The organism is Acidovorax sp. A1169, from assembly GCF_030704685.1.
Classification (GTDB): domain Bacteria; phylum Pseudomonadota; class Gammaproteobacteria; order Burkholderiales; family Burkholderiaceae_C; genus Acidovorax.
Map to the genome: position 1 here is coordinate 105,724 of NZ_JAUZDX010000008.1, position 18,452 is coordinate 124,175.

The window sequence follows — 18,452 nt, forward strand, 5'->3', positions numbered from 1 at the left end:
GCCCGCGCTCGGGCATGGGCAGAATTTGCTATTGAATGTATAGCACGACTAGCTGCGAGGGCGAGCCAGGTGGGTGAGCGGCAAGGCCCCGCTGGCCTTGACTTCGCCCAGCGAGAAGCTGGTGTGCATGTCTTTCACATTCGGCAGGTTGAGCAGCACGTTGCGCGCGAACTGCGAAAAACTCTCCAGGTCGCGCGCCACCACCTGCAACTCGAAGGTGCCGGTGCCGCTGATGTAGTGGCAGGCCACGACCTCGGGGATCTGGGCGATGGCGTCTTCCATCTCGCGCGTGAGGTTGCCCGTGCTGCGGTCGGCGTCCAGGCGCACGAAGGCCAGCACCCCCAGGCCGATCTTGTTACGGTCGATCTCGGCGCGGTAGCCCTTGATGAAGCCTTCCTCCTCCAGCGCGCGCACGCGGCGCCAGCATGGCGCGGCCGACAGGCCCACGCGCTGGGCCAGCTCGGCATTGGTCAGCCGGGCATCGGTCTGCAGCTCGTTGAGGATGGCAATGTCGAATTTGTCGAGAGTGTTCACAAAATGGCCAGTTTGAGAAAGATCCTTTCTCAGAATAGCCCAAATACGGCACACAACGCAAAGACTTATCAGCGGAGCAGGCATACACTTATCTCACATTGGAGGCGCTGCACTAAACGTGCGGCGCGGCCGTGAACACCGCCCTCACAAAGGGCGTACCCCACAAAAAAGCCATTGGAGACATAGCCATGAACGCCCCACTGCCCGAGCACATCCGCAAGGCCCTAGAAACTGTCACTCTGGATGACAAATACGCCTTAGACAGTGGCCGGGCCTTCATGAGCGGGGTGCAGGCCCTCGTTCGCTTGCCCATGCTGCAGCGCCAGCGCGATGCGATGGAGGGGCTCAACACGGCCGGCTTCATCAGCGGCTATCGCGGCTCCCCCCTGGGTACCTACGACCAATCCCTGTGGGCGGCCAAGAAGCACCTGGCGGCGAACAACATCGTCTTCCAGCCCGGGGTGAACGAGGAGCTCGGTGCGACGGCCGTATGGGGCACGCAGCAGCTGGACCTGTACCCGCAGAGCAAGAAGTTCGACGGCGTCTTCGGCATCTGGTACGGCAAGGGCCCGGGCGTGGACCGCTGCTCGGACGTGTTCAAGCACGCCAACATGGCCGGCACGGCCAAGCATGGCGGCGTGATCGCCATTGCCGGCGACGACCACATCAGCAAGAGCAGCACGGCCGCGCACCAGAGCGATCACATCTTCAAGGCCTGTGGCACGCCGGTGTTCTTTCCGAGCAGCGTGCAGGAAATCCTGGACATGGGCCTGCACGCCTTTGCCATGAGCCGTTTTTCGGGCGTGTGGTCGGGCATGAAGACCATCCAGGAAGTGGTCGAGTCGTCGAGCAGCATCTCGGTGGACCCGGACCGCGTGAAGATCGTGATGCCCGAGGACTTCGTGATGCCGCCCGGCGGCCTGCACATCCGCTGGCCCGACGCGCCGCTGGAGCAGGAGGCGCGCCTCATGGACTACAAGTGGTACGCAGCCCTTGCCTATGTGCGCGCCAACAAGCTCAACTACAACGTGATCCAGGGGCCCAACGACCGCTTCGGCATCATCGCCAGCGGCAAGGCCTACAACGACACGCGCCAGGCCCTGGTGGACCTGGGGCTGGACGACGACACCTGCCGCCAGCTCGGCATCCGCGTGCACAAGGTCAACGTGGTCTGGCCGCTCGAAGCCACCATCACGCGCGACTTTGCCCAGGGCCTGCAGGAGATCCTGGTGGTCGAGGAAAAGCGCCAGGTCATCGAATACCAGCTCAAGGAAGAGCTGTACAACTGGCGCTCGGACGTACGCCCCCACGTGCTGGGCAAGTTCGACGAGCCCGAGGGCGATGCCACGGGCGGCGAATGGTCCATGCCCAACCCCAGCCAGAACTGGCTGTTGCGCGCCAAGGCCGACCTGACGCCCGCCATCATCGCCAAGGCGATTGCCAAGCGCCTCAAGAAGCTGGGCGTGTCGAGCGACATCATCGCGCGCATGGATTCGCGCATCGCCGTCATCGAGGCCAGCGAGCGCGCGATGGCCGAGCTCAAGGTGGACACGGGCGAGCGCGCCCCCTGGTTCTGCAGCGGCTGCCCGCACAACACCAGTACCCGCGTGCCCGAGGGCTCGCGCGCCGTGGCCGGCATCGGCTGCCACTACATGGCCAACTGGATGCCCGACCGCAACACCTCCACCTTCACGCAGATGGGTGGCGAGGGCGTGACCTGGGTGGGCCAGGCACCGTTCACCACCGACCAGCATGTGTTTGCCAACCTGGGCGACGGCACATACTTCCACAGCGGGCTGCTGGCCATCCGCCAGAGCATCGCCGCGGGCACCACCATCACCTACAAGGTGCTCTACAACGACGCCGTGGCCATGACCGGCGGTCAGCAGGTGGGCGAGCGGCCCGAAGGCCACTCGGTGCTGCAGATCATGAACAGCCTGAAGTCCGAGGGCGTGGTCAAGCTCATCATCGTGACCGATGAGCCGCAGAAGTACGACGGTGTGGCGCTGGCCGAAGGCGTGACGGTGCACCACCGCGACGAGCTCGATACGCTGCAGCGCCAGTTCCGCGAGATCAAGGGCTGCACGGTCATCATCTACGACCAGACCTGCGCCACCGAAAAGCGCCGCCGCAGGAAGCGCGGCACCCTGGCCACGCCCGACAAGACCGTGGTCATCAACGACCTGGTGTGCGAGGGCTGCGGCGACTGCTCGACCAAGTCCAACTGCCTGAGCGTGGAGCCGGTGGAGACGGAATTCGGCCGCAAGCGCCGCATCAACCAGAGCACCTGCAACAAGGACTACTCCTGCGTGAACGGCTTCTGCCCAAGCTTCGTCACCGTGGAGGGCGGCCAGCTCAAAAAGCCCAAGAAGGAAAAGAAGGGCAATCTGGCCAGCCTGCCAGCCATCCCGGATCCGGTACTGCCGGTGGCCGAGACGGCCTGGGGCATCGTGGTCGGCGGCGTGGGCGGCACGGGCGTGATCACCATCGGCTCGCTGCTGGGCATGGCAGCGCACCTGGATGGCAAGGGCGTCATCACCCAGGACGCCGGTGGCCTGGCCCAGAAGGGCGGCGCCACCTGGAGCCACATCCAGATCGCCAACCGCCCCGAAGCCATCTACACCACCAAGGTCGACACCGCCAAGGCCGACCTGGTGATCGGCTGCGATTCCATCGTCGCTGCGCACAAGTACACCCTGGCCGTGATGCAGCCGGGCCGCACCTTCGTGGCCCTCAACACCCACGGCACGCCTACGGCGGCCTTCGTGACCAATCCCAACTGGCAGTTCCCCGGTGCCAATTGCGACAGCGCCATCGCGGCCGCCGTGGGCGCAGGCGGCGTGGGCAGCTTCGATGCCGAGCAGGTGGCCACCCAGTTGCTGGGCGACAGCATCTACACCAACCCGCTGATGCTGGGCTATGCCTGGCAGAAGGGCCGCGTGCCGCTGACGTTCGCCTCGCTGATGCGTGCCATGGAGCTGAACGGCGTGCAGGTGGACAACAACAAGGCCGCCTTCGAATGGGGCCGCCGCTGCGCCCATGACCTCAAGGCCGTGCAGTCGCTGTTCCAGGCCGCGCAGGTGATTGAGTTCGTCAAGAAGCCGTCGCTCACCGAGATGCTGTCCAAGCGTGTGGACTTCCTCACGGGTTACCAGAATGCCGCCTACGCCTGCGAGTACACGGCCTTCGTGGAAAAGGTGCGGGCCGCCGAGGGCAAGCTGGGCGCCGGCACCCGCCTGTCGGAGGCGGTGGCCCGCTACCTGTTCAAGCTCATGGCCTACAAGGACGAGTACGAGGTGGCGCGTCTGCACACCGACAAGGCCTTCACGGACAAGATCGCGAACATGTTCGAAGGCGACTACAAGCTGGTGCACCACCTGGCGCCCCCAATGACCGCCAAGAAGAACGACCGCGGCGAGCTGGTCAAGCAGCCGTTCGGCCCGTGGATGCGCAGCGCCTTCGGCGTGCTGGCCAAGCTCAAGGGCCTGCGCGGCACCGCGTTCGATGTGTTCGGCCGTACCGAAGAGCGCCGCATGGAGCGTGCGCTGATCGTGGAATACCGCGCCTCGATCGACGAGCTGCTGCAGGGCCTGACGGCCGACAACCTGGGGCTGGCCGTCGACATCGCGCGCATTCCCGAAGACATTCGCGGCTATGGCCATGTGAAGGAGCGCCACCTGGCCACGGCACGCCCCAAGTGGGACGGTCTGATGGCCCAATGGCGCCAGGGCGGTGCCGTGCGGTCCGAGCGCCAGGCCGCTTGAAGTTGGGCGGCGTGGCCGCACCTTTCTCGCAGAGCCCGCGCTTGCGCGGGCTTTTTGCTATCAGAAATGTAGCTTCAACTCCAGTGCTGGCTTGCTAAAAACGCCATTGCGCTGGAGATTGCGGTAGCGGTGCCCGGCAGGGCGGTGGCAGGCAACAAACACCCGCTGCCGGCTTGGGTCATACCCCTTGGGGGCGTGGCAAGGGCCCGCATACAATGTCCTGTTGCGCCCAGCGCGCGCCTTGGCGCTCGCTGCAGGCGGTTTTCAGTGTGTTTTGACCATCCGTTGTGGAGTTTCGTCCGTGTTTATTTCTTCTGCTTTTGCCCAGACTGCTCCCGCCGCCGCTGCGGGCGGTGGTGACATGATGTCCTCGCTCACCGGCATGCTGCCCCTGGTGCTCATGTTCGTGGTGCTGTACTTCGTCATGATCCGCCCCCAGATGAAGAAACAGAAGGAGCACCGCGCCATGATCGACGCCATTGCCAAGGGCGATGAAGTGGCGACGGCCGGTGGCATCGTGGGCAAGGTCACGCGCCTGTCCGAAGGTTTCCTGCACATCGAGATCGCCAGCGGCGTCGAAGTGCAGCTGCAGCGCAGCGCCGTGGTGCAGGTTCTGCCCAAGGGCTCGGTCAAGTAAGGCCTTCAAGCCCCCTGTATCCGGGGCGTCCCGGCCTGCAAGGGCGGCGCCCCCTGAAGCTTTCCAAGAGGCAAGAGCGCGATCATGAACCGATATCCGGTGTGGAAGTACGCGATCCTGGTGATCGTGCTGCTGGTGGGGACCCTGTACACCCTGCCCAATTTCTTCGGCGAGGCGCCTGCGGTGCAGGTGTCGTCCGCCAAACCCTCTGCCGTGAAGGTGGACACCTCCGTACTGCAGCGCGTGGAAGAGGCGCTCAAGGCGGCCAACATCACTCCGGTGTCGGTGAGCCTGGAAGGCAATTCCGTGCGGGCGCAGCTCGATTCGGTGGAGACGCAGGGCAAGGCCAAGGACGCGATCCAGAAGGTCCTGGTTCCCAATGAGTCCGACGTCTCCTACGTGGTGGCGCTGAACATGTTCTCGCTGTCCCCCAAGTGGCTGACCTCGATCCACGCCATGCCCATGTACCTGGGCCTGGACCTGCGCGGTGGCGTGCACTTCATGCTCCAGGTGGACATGCAGGCGGCGCTGACCAAGAAGGCCGAGTCGTATGCCGGCGACCTGCGCACCCTGCTGCGCGATAAGAGCATCCGCCACGGCGGCATCAGCCGCGATGGCCAGACCGTCGAAGTGCGCCTGCGCGACGAAGCCACGCTCACGGCCGCCCGCAATCTCATCAGCGACCAGTTTCCCGACCTGGTGAGCACCAGCGTGCCGGACGGCGGCGAATTCAAGCTGCGCGCCACCATCAAGCCCGAGGCCACGCGCCGCGTGCAGGAGCAGGCGCTCAAGCAGAACATGGTCACGCTGCACAACCGAATCAACGAACTGGGCGTGGCCGAGCCCGTGATCCAGCAGCAGGGGCTGGACCGCATTGTGGTGCAGTTGCCCGGTGTGCAGGACACGGCCAAGGCCAAGGACATTCTGGGCCGCACCGCCACGCTCGAAGTGCGCATGGTCGACGAGGGCACCGAAGCCCGCGCCGCCGAATCGGGCCGGGGCCCGGTGCCGTTCGGTTCCGAGCGCTACCCCGAGCGCAACGGCCAGCCCGTGGTGGTCAAGAAGCAGGTCATCCTGACCGGCGAAAACCTGACCGATGCCCAGCCCGGCTTCGACGGCCAGACCCAGGAGCCCACCGTGAACCTCACGCTCGACGCCAAGGGCTCGCGCATCTTCCGCGACATCACGCGCGAAAACATCGGCAAGCGCATGGCCATCGTGCTCTTCGAAAAGGGCAAGGGCGAAGTGGTCACGGCCCCCGTGATCCGCAGCGAAATCGGCGGCGGCCGGGTGCAGATCTCGGGCCGCATGACCACGGCCGAAGCCAACGACACGGCTCTGCTGCTGCGCGCCGGCTCGCTGGCCGCGCCCATGGAGATCATTGAGGAATACACCATCGGCCCGAGCCTGGGCGCCGACAACATCGAGCGCGGCATCCACAGCGTGGTCTGGGGCCTGGCGGCCATCGCGGCCTTCATGTGCTTCTACTACATGCTGTTCGGCGTGTTCTCCAGCATTGCGCTGGGGGTCAACGTGCTGCTGCTGATGGCCGTGCTGTCCATGCTGCAGGCCACGCTCACACTGCCCGGCATTGCGGCCATGGCACTGGCCATTGGTGTAGCCATCGACTCCAACGTGCTGATCAACGAGCGCATCCGCGAGGAACTGCGCGCCGGCATGTCGCCGCAGGCAGCGATCAATACGGGTTATGAGCGCGCCTGGGCGACCATCCTGGACTCCAACGTGACCACGCTGATCGCCGGCCTGGCGCTGCTCGCCTTCGGCTCCGGCCCGGTGCGCGGCTTTGCCGTGGTGCACTGCATCGGCATCCTGACCAGCATGTTCTCTGCCGTGTTCTTCTCGCGCGGCCTGGTGAACCTGTGGTACGGGCGCCAGAAGAAGCTCAAGAGCGTATCGATCGGCCAGATCTGGAAGCCGGACGCCGATACCGCTGTGGCCAAAACGAATTAAGGGGCAAAGGCCATGGAATTCTTCCGCATCAAAAAAGACATCCCCTTCATGAAGCACGCGTTGATCTTCAACGCGATCTCCTTCATCACCTTTGCGCTGGCCGTGTTCTTCCTGCTCACGCGCGGGCTGCACCTGTCGGTGGAGTTCACGGGCGGCACGGTCATGGAAGTGGCCTACAGCCAGCCGGCCGAGCTGTCCAAGGTGCGTGAGACGGTCTCGGCGCTGGGCTACCCGGACGTGCAGGTGCAGACCTTCGGCTCCGCACGGGACGTGATGATCCGCCTGCCCGTACAAAAGGGCGTGACCTCGGCTCAGCAGAGCGAGGGCGTTCTGAAGGCCCTCAAGGCAGCCGATGCCGAGGTGACGCTGCGCCGCACCGAATTCGTCGGCCCGCAGGTCGGCGAGGAACTCGTGCATGGAGGCCTGATGGCCCTGGGCATGGTGGTGGTGGGCATCATGATCTACCTGGCCTTCCGCTTCGAGTGGAAGTTCGGGGTGGCGGCCATCATCGCCAACCTGCACGACGTGGTGATCATCCTCGGGTTCTTCGCGTTCTTCCAATGGGAGTTCTCGCTGTCGGTGCTGGCCGCCTTGCTGGCCGTGCTGGGGTATTCGGTCAACGAGTCGGTCGTGATCTTCGACCGGATCCGCGAGGCCTTCCGCAAATACCGCAAGATGACGACGCACGAGGTGATCGACCACGCCATCACCAGCACCATGAGCCGGACCATCATCACCCACGCCTCCACCGAGGCGATGGTGCTGTCGATGTTCTTCTTCGGTGGCCCGAGCCTTCATTACTTTGCACTCGCGCTGACCATTGGTATCCTGTTCGGTATCTACTCGTCGGTGTTCGTGGCTGCGGCAATCGCCATGTGGCTGGGCGTCAAGCGCGAAGACCTGATCAAGACCACCACCACCAAAAAGGACGGCGATCCCAACGATCCCAACGCCGGGGCCACCGTCTGAACCGCTAATATCGGCGCATGCAAAACTCCCCTGCTCCCTCGCCGCAGCGCCGCCTGGCACGCCTGGCACGCCAGCGGTTCGTCGAGGGGATGGGTGCAGGGATGGCGGAGCTGGACAAGACCGTCGCTGATTTCCTGGGCGCCCTGATCGCGCAGACCGGCACGGCGCGCGAGATGCAGTCCCGGCGCGACACCTGGATGCTGTACCAGCAACTTCACGCCAAGTGGGTGTCTGCCACCACCCACGCCTGGCAGGAGGCGCTCGCGCCCCATGCCAGCGCGCGGTCTGGCCTGACGTCTTCGGCTGGCAGCAACAACAACCTGTCGTTCGAGCTGCTCAGCGACGACGTGGTGGAAAACAAGATTGTCGCTTCGCGCATGGCGCTGACCGTGGCCGAACAGGCGGGAGCTCAGTTCGATGCGTTGCGCCAGCGCACCCAGTCGCTGGAAGGCCAGGAGATCGACAGCAATGACATCCTGCGCCCCGAAACCATCTGTCTTCTGCTGGTGCAGCAGTGGGTGGAGGCGGGGCTGCCGCGCACCGACCTGCTCATCGTGGTCGACCCCCTGCAGCGCGAGCTGGCGAATGTGCTGCAAAAGCAGTACCAGGCCGTGAATGCCTTCTACGTGGAGCAGGGCGTGGCCGTGCCGTCCGACCTGCGCTCGCGTGTCAAGCGCACGGTCGGTGGCGCTACGGGCGGAGGTGGTGGCATGGGCGGCGATTCCGGTACCGGTGGCCTGGCGTCGCAGGCGCTGGCCCAGTCGCGCGAGGCGATGGCTGCAGGCCGCCAGGCGGCAGCAGGCATGTACCCGCAACAGATGCACCCCCAGCACATGCAGGCGCGCATGCACCAAGGCCAGGGTTACCCCATGCCCCCTGGTGGCATGGGCATGGGCTTTGCAACCGGCATGACGCCGCTGATCCGGGCGCGCCAGCGCGCTCAGGGCGTCATGGGCCAGTTGCGCCGGCTGCTCACGCAGCCGGCCACGGGCTTCGACATGGTCAAGGCGCCGCCGGCTTCGGCCGCCCTGGCGCACGCCCTGTCGGCGCAGCGCGTGCAGGCCGACACTTACTACAGCGGCATCGCCACGTTGATGGAAGACTACAGCCCGGCGGCCGTGGTGCAACTGGCCGGAGCGGTGCGCGAGCGCTCCACCGAGTTCAAGAACAAGGCCTCCACCGCCGGTGAAAAAGCCATCATCGAGGTGGTGGCCCTGATGTTCCAGAGCATCCTGGCAGAAGACCGCATCCCGCCCGCCGTGCGCGTATGGTTCGCGCGCCTGCAGGTACCGGTGCTGCGCGTGGCGCTGGCCGAGCCCGAGTTCTTCAGCAACCTGGACCATCCCGCGCGCCAGCTGATCGACCGCATGGGCGCCTGCGTGATGGGCTTTGACTCCACCAGCATCAACGGCAGCGCCCTGGAGGCCGAGATCCGCCGGGTGGTGCAGGTGATCGAGCAGTACCCGGAAACCGGCCGCCGCGTGTTCCAACTGGTCTACGACGAGTTTGAGAAATTCCTCTCCAAGTTCCTCACCGAAAAGCAGGCCACTTCGCGCCTGGTCTCCGTGGCCCAGCAGGTGGAGCAGAAGGAAACACTGGCCATCCAGTACACCATCGAGCTGCGCACCATGCTCAAGGACATGCCGGTGCGCGACGAGATCCGCGAATTCCTGTTCAAGACCTGGGCCGAGGTGCTGGCCCTGTCGGCCGTGCGCGATGGCGCCCAGCATGCCGACACCATCACCCTCAAACGCACGGCTGCCGACCTGGTGTGGGCCGCCAGTGCCAAGCCCAACCGCAGCGACCGGGCGCAGGTGATCCAGAACCTGCCCGGCTTGCTGCAGCGCCTGCGTCAGGGCCTGGCGCTGATGGGCATCCACGATGCGCCGCAGGACGCGCTGATCAAGACGCTGACCGACACGCTGGCCGATGCCTTCCTGTCCAAGACCGCGTCGATCCCGCAGGCGCACATCGACGCCATGGCCAAGCGCCTGGCCAACCTCGAGGATTTCATCAACGACGCCACGCTGGGCGACATGCCGCTCAATGCCGACAACATCGAGATGATGCTGGGCATCGATGCCTCGTCCATCCACGTGGTGGCCGACAACGGGGCCCCCGTGGACGAGGGCATGGTCGTCTGGGCCCAGGAACTCAAGCCCGGCACCTGGTACACGCTCGACCACAACGGCTCTTCGGCCCAGGTGCAGTACGCCTGGCAGAGCCAGCGCAAGCAACTGCACCTGTTCGCTGCGGTCGATGGCAGCAGCTACCTGATCCAGCTGCGGCGCCTGGCCGCCTACCTGCAGGCGGGCCTGCTCGTGGCGCAGGACGAGGAAGGCATCACCACCCGCGCCACGCGCGACGCGCTGGCCAAGCTCGACGCCAATCCGGAACGCCTGCTGGGCTGATCTGTCTGCCCCGCCGCTTCGGCGCTGGGGTCAGGCGGTGCCCATGCGCTGAAACAGGCCGCCCGGCAAGCGAGCCACATCGCCCGACAGTTCCAATTCCAGCAGTTGCACCTGCAGACCCGCCGCATCCATGCCGGTGCGGGCCAGCAGGGTATCCAGGCCCATGGGGTCATAGCCCAGGGCCTGCAGCAGGGGGCTGTCCTGCCGCGGGTGCTCGCGGCCAAGGCCTTGCGGGCCCGAAGCGGTCGCCGGGGCGGTGGCAGCAGCGGGCAGGCTCAATTCCTCCAGCACGTCCTGGGCGGACTCCACCAGCTTGGCGCCCTGGCGGATGAGTGCGTGGCACCCGCGCGACTGGGGCGAGTGGATGGAGCCCGGTATGGCGAACACCTCGCGGCCCTGCTCCGCCGCCAGCCGGGCCGTGATCAGCGAGCCCGAGGCGAGCGCCGCCTCGACCACCAGCGTACCCTGGGAAAGCCCCGAAATGATGCGGTTGCGCTTGGGGAAGTTGGGTGCCAGCGGTGGTGTGCCCAGTGGGTACTCGCTCACCAGCAGTCCCTGCCGGGCGATGCGGTGTGCCAGCGCCCGGTTGGCTGCCGGGTAGACCCGATCCAGGCCCGTTCCCACCACGGCGATGGTCGCGGGGTGGTCTTCATCCTGGCCTGCGCTCTCCAGTGCGCCTTCATGGGCCGCCGCGTCCACCCCCAGCGCCAGGCCGGAGACGATGGTGAGGCCGGCACCGTGCAAGGCCCTGGCGAACTGCCGGGCATGGTCCGCGCCCTGGGCCGTCGGATTGCGGCTGCCCACCACGGCCAGGCAAGGCCGTTCGCCCAGCGGCCGTTCGGACGACAGGCGTGCCGCGGGGCCCATCAGGTACAGCAGCAGCGGGGGATCATCAGTGTTCAGGAGGATGCGGGGATAGCCGACATCACCCAGGGTAAGCAAGGTCCGGGCGGCAGCCCCGGGCTCAGGTGCATCTTGCAGCCATTCCCAGGTGGTTTCCACCAGGTCGGCCAGGGTGGGCGGAATGGCGCGCAAGGCCTTGGCCTGGACTGGGGTCACGCACTCCAGCAAGGCCGCTTCCGATTGCTCGAAGATGGCCTGCGGCAGACCGAACCGGGCCAGCAGAAGGCGCGCGGCGGCATTGCCCACGCCGCGCGACAGCGTCAGCCTGAGCCAGGCCTGCAACTCATCGTGGTCCATGGGCATGGCGTGGCCTGGGTGGCTTCACGGTTGCGGCGCCATCCTCCCGCGCACCCGGGCAGTTGCACCCGGGTGGGGAAGGACGGCTACGCCGCTCAGTTCACTCCTGCGGGCTGACCAGCCGGTCGCCCACGCGCACGCCGGTGCGGATCTCCAGGATCAGCGCGTACGAGACCCGGTCGAAGGTGCGGAACACCATGGCCAGGCCATTGATCTCGCTGGGCAGCTTGACCATGGGGAGCTTGGGATCGGTCTTGTCCTTGATGGTGTCGCCCTTGGTCATCAGCCGCATCACATGGCCGACTTCCATGCCGTTGCGCGTGCCCAGGTTGATGGCCACCACCTGGTTCTGACCGGCAGAGCCAGCCGATGTACCGGAGGCGGAGCTACCGTAGATGGACACCACGCGGGCCTCGACACCGTCCTGGGGTGCACGGGGGACATAGCTGATGAATTCGCGTGCGGGTGCGGGCAGCAGCCGGTCACCGGCACGGATTTCTTCCTTGGCGCCCGTCAGGTCCACGGTGGCGGGGACGTAGTCGGTCTGGATGCCGCCCTTGCCGTTGGAGGATTTCTCGAAGCTTTCGCCGCGCACCAGTTCGGCCTTGCCCAGGTACTGGGCTTCATACCCCAGAACCTCGCCGGTCTGGGGGTCCTTGAGGGCGACGGCATCACGGAACACACGGAACTGGCGGGGTTCGCCCGGCTCCATCGTCAGCGGAGTGGCCGCGTCGCCGCGCACATAGGCGCGGTCGCCGCTGGCCATCAGCACGCGCTCTTCCACGGTCGCAATCACGCGCGGGGCGCGCTGGAGCACGCTGGCGTCCACCACCATCGGCTCCACCAGGAAAGGCTCGATCAGGTGCGGCTTGAGCGTCGGCAGTGCCGTGCTGGACAGGCTGTCGCTGCGGGTGCTGGGGGATACGCGAACGGTGTCCGAGGATCCGATGCCGCCCGGTGCCGTGGTGCGCAGGCGGGCAAAGCCACCGTCCTTGTCCAGGTACAGCGTCTGGCCGGGGAAGATCAGGTGCGGGTTGGGCAGGGCCTGCATGTTCATGCCCCACAGTTCGGGCCAGCGCCAGGCGCTCTTGAGGTACAGGCCGGAAATGCCCCACAGGGTGTCACCGCGCTTGACCACGTACACGTCGGGCGCATTGGGTGCCAGATCGGCCACGGGAATGCCGCGCTGCGACACCTCCTGCGCCTTGGCACGCTGCTGGCCGGAAACGGGGTGATTTTGCGCCTGGACCGGTGCGACGAGCAAAGCGCCTGCGGCCACGGTCAGGGCGCCCAGGGCGGTAAGCCGCGCGCTGGTGAATGCCGTCATGTTGTTCCTTTTCTGATGCATTGTGAAACGCCCCCTCACTGGCGTCCGCGCTGCACAGCACATGCAGGCAGCCGGACAAATACGTTACAAACCATCTGAGATTCTCTGCTCAAGCCCTTGATTCGGCAACGATTATTGAGTTGAGTATCTGCAGCATGGGGCAAAAGTGGCGAAAATAGCGACATCTATTACCCGATTCCATGGCAATTCTCCCCATTCTCTGTTATCCGGACCCCCGGCTTCACAAGGTCGCCCGGCCGATCGAAGCCGTGGATGCGCGCCTGAAGACCCTGGTGGCCGACATGCTGGCCACCATGTACGACGCCAATGGCATCGGCCTGGCGGCCACCCAGGTGGACGTGCACGAGCGCCTCGTGGTCATCGACGTCTCCGAAGGGCGTAACGAGCCCCTGGTGCTGATCAACCCCGAAATCGTCTGGGCCAGTGCCGAAAAGCACGTCAACGACGAGGGCTGCCTCTCGGTGCCCGGCATCTACGACGGGGTCGAGCGCCACGATGCGGTGCATGTGAAGGCGCTCGATGCCGAGGGCCAGTCGCGCACCATCGAGGCCGAGGGCCTGCTGGCGGTCTGCATCCAGCACGAGATGGACCACCTGCTGGGCAAGGTCTTTGTCGAATACCTCTCGCCCTTGAAGCGCAACCGCATCAAGACCAAGATGGTCAAGCAGCAGCGGGAGACCCGCTGATGGCTGTGGTGGCGCCTCGCGTGCTGCGCGGCGCCGCTGCGCTGGCCCTGGCGGCGGGGCTGTTGGCCTGTGCCGTGCCCTCCCGCGAGCCGCTGGGAACCCCGCGCGCCCAGGTCGTGGCGCGGTTGGGTCAACCCACCGCTGTCCACGCCCTGCCGCAGGGCGAGCGCCTGCTGTATTCGCAGCTGCCCGCCGGCACCGAGGTGTACAACCTCGATTTCGACGCCGCTGGCCGCCTGGTGCGCACCGAGCAGGTCCTGACCCAGGCCCGGCTGGAGAGCATCCCGCTGGACCAATGGACCCGGGTCGACCTGCAGCGCACCTTTGGCCCGCCGCTGCGCGTGGAGCGGGTGGCCCGCTGGGACGGTGACATCTGGACCTACCGCTTCAAGCAGGGGTCCGATCCGCGCTTTGCCCACGTCCACCTGGACCCTGCAGGCACAGTGCGCCGCATCGGCTTCACCGACGACATTCCCAATACCGACAAAGGACGAGACTGATCGTCTGTGTTGCAGAAAGCCCCATGAACGTCATTTTTGCCGGCACGCCCGAGTTCGCCCGCGTGGCCCTGGAGCGCTTGCTGAAGGCCGGCTTCACCGTCCCTCTGGTCCTGACCCAGCCTGACCGCCGCGCCGGCCGGGGCATGAAACTGCAGGCATCCCCCGTCAAACAGTGCGCCCTGGACCACGGCATCGCCGTGGCGCAGCCCAGGAGCCTGCGGCTGGACGGCAAGTACCCCGAGGATGCCGCCGCCGCGCGCGAGGCCCTGCTGGCCGCCCGCGCCGACGCCATGGTGGTGGCCGCCTACGGGCTGATCCTGCCCCAGTGGGTGCTGGACCTGCCGCGCCTGGGCTGCCTGAACATCCACGCCAGCCTGCTGCCGCGTTGGCGTGGTGCGGCGCCCATCCACCGCGCCATCGAGGCCGGGGATGCCGAGACCGGTGTCACCATCATGCAGATGGATGCCGGCCTGGACACGGGCGACATGCTGCTGACCGAACGCACGGCCATTTCCGCCACCGACACCACCGCTGCATTGCATGACCGGCTCGCAGACCTGGGTGGGCGGATGATCGTGGAAGCGTTGGAGATGGCCGCCTGCGGTGGCCTGACCCCTGTGGTCCAGCCTGCCGAGGGGGTGACCTATGCGCACAAGACCGAGAAGGCCGAGAGCAGCGTCGACTGGTCGCTGCCGGCCCAGGCCATAGACCAGCGCATCCGAGCCTTCGATCCCTTCCCCGGTGCCAGCACCCGCCTGGGGGCTGAAGCGATCAAGCTGTGGGCTGCCTCGCCCGAGGCGACGGATGCACCCGCAGGTGTCGTGCCCGGGCAGGTCCTGGCCGCCGATGCCTCCGGTGTCACTGTGGCCTGCGGTATGGGCTGTCTGCGCCTGACCACTCTGCAGCGCGCAGGCGGCAAGCGTCTGGCGACCGCCGATTTCCTGCGCGGTTTTGACGAGTTGCGGCCCGGCGCTGTGCTGGGCGGTGCCTCCGACGCCAGCGGTGCGCCATGAGCGCGCTGGCGCAGAAGGTCTCCCGCACGGTCCGCGACCCCCATTTTCGCCTGGCCGCCGTGGACATGGCGGGCACCTCGCTGGGCATTGCAGCCTGGGGCCTGGTGACCGGCGTGGCCATGGTCAAGAGCGGCATGTCCGTGTCGCTGGCGCTGTTCATGTCGCTGGTGGTCTATGCGGGCAGCGCCCAGCTGGCCGTGATCCCGCTGCTCACCGTGGGGGCGCCGCTGTGGGTGATCTGGCTCACCGCCTCGTGCGTGAACCTGCGCTTCGTCATCTTCAGCAGCATGTGGCGCAGCTACTTTGCCCACCGGCCCCTGCGCGAGCGCCTGGCCATTGGCTACTTCAGCGGCGACGTGATCAACGTGGCCTTCATGAAGCGCTTTCCCGAGCCCAGGCCCCAGCCCGAGCAGATGCCTTACTTCTGGGGGGCGGCCACCACCAACTGGATCGCCTGGCAGGTGCCTTCCATCGCCGGCATCCTGCTGGCCAATGCCGTTCCGCTGTCCTGGGGCCTGGGCTTTGCGGGTGTGCTGGCGCTGCTGGGCGTGCTGCTGTCGCTGCTGTTCGACCGCGCCACCTGGTTGGCCACCGGCGTGGCGGCTACGGCCGCGGTGGCCGCCTTTGCATTGCCGCTCAAGCTCAACATCCTGGTGGCCATTGCGGCTGCGGTGGCCGTGGGCCTGATGATGGAGGCGGTGGACCGGCGCCGCAAGGACCGCCACCCCGAGATGCTGCTGGTGCCCGCCAACAGCGTGATGCCACCCGAGGAGCGCCAGCACATGAAGGATGGCGATGTGGTGCCCCTGCGCGAGGAGCGCCACCCATGAGCGGCCACTGGATCGAGATCACCATCGCCATCATCGGGCTGGCCGCCATCACCGTGGTGTCGCGCGCCTTCTTCATGATTCCCGAGCGCGAGCTACCCCTGCCCGACTGGCTCAAGCGCGGCCTCAAGTACGCGCCGCTGGCCGCGCTCACGGCCGTGATCGCGCCCGAGATCCTCATGACCCATGGGGAGTTGCTCGACACCTTCCAGGACGCACGCCTGCCGGCGGTGCTGCTGGCGAGTGCCTACTATTTCTGGAAGCGCGGCATCCTGGGCACCATCGTGGTGGGCATGGTGGTGTACCTGCCGCTGCACATCGGCTGGGGCTGGTAGGCCAGGGAGGCGGCAGGGGCGGATGGGCCGCCCGCCTAAAATGGCGGCCCTGATCTCAGTGCCCCCATCCAGGAATCCTTTTCCCATGAACATCCTCCGCTTTTCCGATCTGTGCGCCCAGGGCAAGGCCCAAGGCCAGCGCGTCTTCATCCGTGCCGACCTGAACGTGCCGCAGGACGACAGTGGCGCCATCACCGAAGACACGCGCATCCGCGCCTCCATCCCCTGCATCCAGATGGCCCTGGACGCAGGCGCTGCCGTGATGGTCACCAGCCACCTGGGCCGCCCCACCGAAGGCGAGTTCAAGCCCGAGGACACCCTGGCCCCTGTGGCCGCGCGCCTGGGCGAACTGCTCGGCCGCGAGGTGCCCCTGGTGTCCAACTGGGTCGACGGTGTCACCGTGGCCCCCGGCCAGATCGTGCTGCTGGAGAACTGCCGCCTCAACGTGGGCGAGAAAAAGAACAAGGAAGAGTTGGCGCGCAAGATGGCCGCCCTGTGCGACATCTTCGTGAACGACGCCTTTGGCACCGCCCACCGCGCCGAGGGCACCACCTACGGCATTGCCCAGTTCGCGCCCATCGCCTGCGCCGGCCCGCTGCTGTCGGCCGAGATCGACGCGCTGACCAAGGCCCTGGCCCAGCCCCAGCGCCCGCTGGTGGCTATCGTGGCCGGCTCCAAGGTGTCGAGCAAGCTCACCATCCTCAAGGCCCTGGCCGACAAGGTGGACCAGCTCATCGTGGGCGGCGGCATCGCCAACACCTTCATGCTGGCCGCGGGTCTGCCCATCGGCAAGAGCCTGGCCGAACCCGACCTGGTGGAAGAAGCCCGCGCCGTCATGGCTGCGATGAAGGCCCGTGGCGCCGACGTGCCGATCCCCACCGACGTGGTCACAGCCACGGCCTTCTCCGCCGATGCTCCCGCCACGGTCAAGGCGGCCGCCGACGTCGCTGCCGACGACCTGATCCTGGACATCGGACCCGAAACGGCCGCCCGCCTGGCCGAAAAACTCAGGTCGGCCGGCACCATCGTCTGGAACGGCCCGGTGGGGGTGTTCGAGTTCGCTGCCTTCGAAAATGGCACGCGCGCGATTGCCGCTGCCATTGCCGAATCGCCAGCATTCAGCATCGCCGGGGGTGGAGATACTCTGGCCGCCATCGCCAAATACGGTATCGAGAAGCAGGTGGGCTATATCTCTACCGGCGGGGGCGCGTTTCTGGAGGTGCTGGAAGGCAAAACGCTGCCGGCTTTCGAGATATTGGAAAAACGCGCAGTTACAAATTAATGAATCTGGTTGCACTTATCGTGCACTGATAAAGGCCGTTTCGACGGCCTTTTTTGCGCCTGGGCGGCGGGCACGCAGGCATCCGGGCACCCTGGCCTGCCCTTCACCGGGCCCGGCCGCCTAAAATCGGGCCCCATGACCTTTCTAGACATGCTGCGCGACGCATCCGCACAGAACAACACCATGCTGTGCGTGGGCCTGGACCCCGAGCCCACCCGCTTTCCCGCCGCGCTCAAGGGCGATGCGCGCAAGATCTACGATTTCTGCGCCGCCATCGTCGATGCCACGGCCGACCTGGCCTGCGCCTTCAAGCCCCAGATCGCCTACTTTGCCGCCCACGGGGCAGAAGACCAGCTCGAACGCCTGATGCAGCACATGCGTGCCAACGCGCCGCATATCCCGGTCATTCTGGACGCCAAGCGCGGCGACATCGGCTCCACGGCCGAGCAGTACGCCAAGGAGGCGTTCGAGCGCTACGGTGCCGACGCGGTCACGCTGTCGCCCTTCATGGGCTTCGATTCCATCGAGCCCTACCTGGCCTACCACGGCAAGGGCGCCTTCCTGCTGTGCCGCACCTCCAACCCCGGGGGGGACGACCTGCAGATCCAGCGCCTGGCCAGCGTGGAAGGCCAGCCCCTGCTGTACGAGCACGTGGCGCGCCTGGCCCAGGGCCCGTGGAACCGCAACGGCCAGCTCGGCCTGGTGGTGGGTGCCACCTATCCGCAGGAGATCGAGCGCGTGCGCGCCATAGCGCCCACGCTGCCGCTGCTGATCCCGGGCGTCGGTGCCCAGGGTGGCGACGCGGTGGCAACCGTGCGTGCCGGCCTGCGCGAGGGCGGGCCGATCATCGTGAATTCGTCGCGCTCCATCCTCTACGCCTCGGGCGGCGAGGATTTTGCCAGTGCCGCCCGCGCCGAAGCCGTGCGCACCCGGGCCGTGCTGGAAGCGGCCCGGGGCTGATGACCCCCGGCGCGC

The 18,452-nt window shown here is 66.5% G+C and carries 15 protein-coding genes; 12 read left to right on the forward strand and 3 right to left on the reverse strand.

All coding sequences use genetic code 11. The features are described from left to right. Nucleotides 1-48 precede the first annotated feature (48 nt). A complete protein-coding gene (locus QYL93_RS15090) occupies nt 49-534 on the reverse strand; it encodes an Lrp/AsnC family transcriptional regulator (RefSeq protein ID WP_305744401.1) in 486 nt (161 codons plus the stop codon). Nucleotides 535-722: 188 nt separating this feature from the next. Between QYL93_RS15090 and QYL93_RS15095 the strand changes: the two genes are divergently transcribed. The 5 genes from QYL93_RS15095 to QYL93_RS15115 all read left to right on the forward strand — a co-directional run bounded on the left by QYL93_RS15095 (nt 723) and on the right by QYL93_RS15115 (nt 10,286). Next, nucleotides 723-4,298, forward strand: a complete 3,576-nt coding sequence (locus QYL93_RS15095; protein WP_305744402.1) for an indolepyruvate ferredoxin oxidoreductase family protein — start codon at nt 723-725, stop codon at nt 4,296-4,298. Nucleotides 4,299-4,599: 301 nt separating this feature from the next. After that, entirely contained in the window at nt 4,600-4,935 is a 336-nt protein-coding gene (yajC, locus tag QYL93_RS15100; protein WP_057200655.1) for a preprotein translocase subunit YajC, read from the forward strand. 84 nt (nt 4,936-5,019) lie between these two features. Continuing rightward, nucleotides 5,020-6,906 carry a protein translocase subunit SecD gene (gene secD / locus QYL93_RS15105; RefSeq protein ID WP_305744403.1) on the forward strand — a complete coding sequence of 629 codons (1,887 nt, stop codon included), beginning with the start codon at nt 5,020-5,022 and terminating at the stop codon, nt 6,904-6,906. 12 nt (nt 6,907-6,918) lie between these two features. Then, the gene (secF, locus tag QYL93_RS15110; protein ID WP_305744404.1) at nt 6,919-7,875 is read left to right on the forward strand and encodes a protein translocase subunit SecF; all 957 of its coding nucleotides are present in this window, start codon (nt 6,919-6,921) and stop codon (nt 7,873-7,875) included. 17 nt (nt 7,876-7,892) lie between these two features. Further along, nucleotides 7,893-10,286 carry a DUF1631 family protein gene (locus tag QYL93_RS15115; protein ID WP_305744405.1) on the forward strand — a complete coding sequence of 798 codons (2,394 nt, stop codon included), beginning with the start codon at nt 7,893-7,895 and terminating at the stop codon, nt 10,284-10,286. Between the two features lie 30 nt (nt 10,287-10,316). Here the strand turns inward: QYL93_RS15115 and dprA are convergent, their stop codons facing one another. After that, complete coding sequence (gene dprA / locus QYL93_RS15120) at nt 10,317-11,486, reverse strand: DNA-processing protein DprA (protein ID WP_305744537.1); 1,170 nt, start codon at nt 11,484-11,486, stop codon at nt 10,317-10,319. Between the two features lie 100 nt (nt 11,487-11,586). Further along, nucleotides 11,587-12,813, reverse strand: a complete 1,227-nt coding sequence (locus QYL93_RS15125; RefSeq protein WP_305744406.1) for a LysM peptidoglycan-binding domain-containing protein — start codon at nt 12,811-12,813, stop codon at nt 11,587-11,589. A 200-nt stretch (nt 12,814-13,013) separates the two neighbouring features. Here QYL93_RS15125 and def point away from each other — a divergent pair, with 200 nt between their 5' ends. The 7 genes from def to pyrF all read left to right on the forward strand — a co-directional run bounded on the left by def (nt 13,014) and on the right by pyrF (nt 18,437). Next, nucleotides 13,014-13,520 carry a peptide deformylase gene (gene def, locus QYL93_RS15130; RefSeq protein ID WP_057200660.1) on the forward strand — a complete coding sequence of 169 codons (507 nt, stop codon included), beginning with the start codon at nt 13,014-13,016 and terminating at the stop codon, nt 13,518-13,520. Further along, nucleotides 13,520-14,020, forward strand: a complete 501-nt coding sequence (locus QYL93_RS15135) for a hypothetical protein (protein WP_305744407.1) — start codon at nt 13,520-13,522, stop codon at nt 14,018-14,020. The genes def and QYL93_RS15135 overlap by 1 nt, the downstream gene beginning before the upstream one ends. Before the next feature lie 23 nt (nt 14,021-14,043). Continuing rightward, entirely contained in the window at nt 14,044-15,033 is a 990-nt protein-coding gene (gene fmt / locus QYL93_RS15140; RefSeq protein ID WP_305744408.1) for a methionyl-tRNA formyltransferase, read from the forward strand. Nucleotides 15,034-15,098: 65 nt separating this feature from the next. Further along, nucleotides 15,099-15,863 carry an AzlC family ABC transporter permease gene (locus QYL93_RS15145; protein ID WP_305744538.1) on the forward strand — a complete coding sequence of 255 codons (765 nt, stop codon included), beginning with the start codon at nt 15,099-15,101 and terminating at the stop codon, nt 15,861-15,863. Further along, nucleotides 15,860-16,195, forward strand: coding sequence for an AzlD domain-containing protein (locus QYL93_RS15150; protein WP_305744409.1), 336 nt, complete (start codon nt 15,860-15,862; stop codon nt 16,193-16,195). Before QYL93_RS15145 ends, QYL93_RS15150 begins: the two co-directional genes overlap by 4 nt. Nucleotides 16,196-16,280: 85 nt before the next feature. Further along, on the forward strand, nt 16,281-17,477 hold the full coding sequence (locus QYL93_RS15155) for a phosphoglycerate kinase (protein ID WP_305744410.1): 1,197 nt from the start codon (nt 16,281-16,283) through the stop codon (nt 17,475-17,477). A 135-nt stretch (nt 17,478-17,612) separates the two neighbouring features. Continuing rightward, nucleotides 17,613-18,437 carry an orotidine-5'-phosphate decarboxylase gene (gene pyrF, locus QYL93_RS15160; RefSeq protein ID WP_305744411.1) on the forward strand — a complete coding sequence of 275 codons (825 nt, stop codon included), beginning with the start codon at nt 17,613-17,615 and terminating at the stop codon, nt 18,435-18,437. The last annotated feature ends 15 nt before the right edge of the window (nt 18,438-18,452 follow it).

Excerpts from the sequence above, each read along its gene's own strand:
- dprA (WP_305744537.1), bottom strand. The coding sequence starts at position 11,486 with ATGGACCACGATGAGTTGCAGGCCTGGCTCAGGCTGACGCTGTCGCGC.
- secF (WP_305744404.1), top strand. The coding sequence starts at position 6,919 with ATGGAATTCTTCCGCATCAAAAAAGACATCCCCTTCATGAAGCACGCG.
- QYL93_RS15145 (WP_305744538.1), top strand. The coding sequence starts at position 15,099 with ATGGCGGGCACCTCGCTGGGCATTGCAGCCTGGGGCCTGGTGACCGGC.
- QYL93_RS15095 (WP_305744402.1), top strand. The coding sequence starts at position 723 with ATGAACGCCCCACTGCCCGAGCACATCCGCAAGGCCCTAGAAACTGTC.
- QYL93_RS15115 (WP_305744405.1), top strand. The coding sequence starts at position 7,893 with ATGCAAAACTCCCCTGCTCCCTCGCCGCAGCGCCGCCTGGCACGCCTG.
- def (WP_057200660.1), top strand. The coding sequence starts at position 13,014 with ATGGCAATTCTCCCCATTCTCTGTTATCCGGACCCCCGGCTTCACAAG.
- QYL93_RS15135 (WP_305744407.1), top strand. The coding sequence starts at position 13,520 with ATGGCTGTGGTGGCGCCTCGCGTGCTGCGCGGCGCCGCTGCGCTGGCC.
- pyrF (WP_305744411.1), top strand. The coding sequence starts at position 17,613 with ATGACCTTTCTAGACATGCTGCGCGACGCATCCGCACAGAACAACACC.
- secD (WP_305744403.1), top strand. The coding sequence starts at position 5,020 with ATGAACCGATATCCGGTGTGGAAGTACGCGATCCTGGTGATCGTGCTG.
- QYL93_RS15125 (WP_305744406.1), bottom strand. The coding sequence starts at position 12,813 with ATGACGGCATTCACCAGCGCGCGGCTTACCGCCCTGGGCGCCCTGACC.
- QYL93_RS15155 (WP_305744410.1), top strand. The coding sequence starts at position 16,281 with ATGAACATCCTCCGCTTTTCCGATCTGTGCGCCCAGGGCAAGGCCCAA.
- fmt (WP_305744408.1), top strand. The coding sequence starts at position 14,044 with ATGAACGTCATTTTTGCCGGCACGCCCGAGTTCGCCCGCGTGGCCCTG.
- QYL93_RS15150 (WP_305744409.1), top strand. The coding sequence starts at position 15,860 with ATGAGCGGCCACTGGATCGAGATCACCATCGCCATCATCGGGCTGGCC.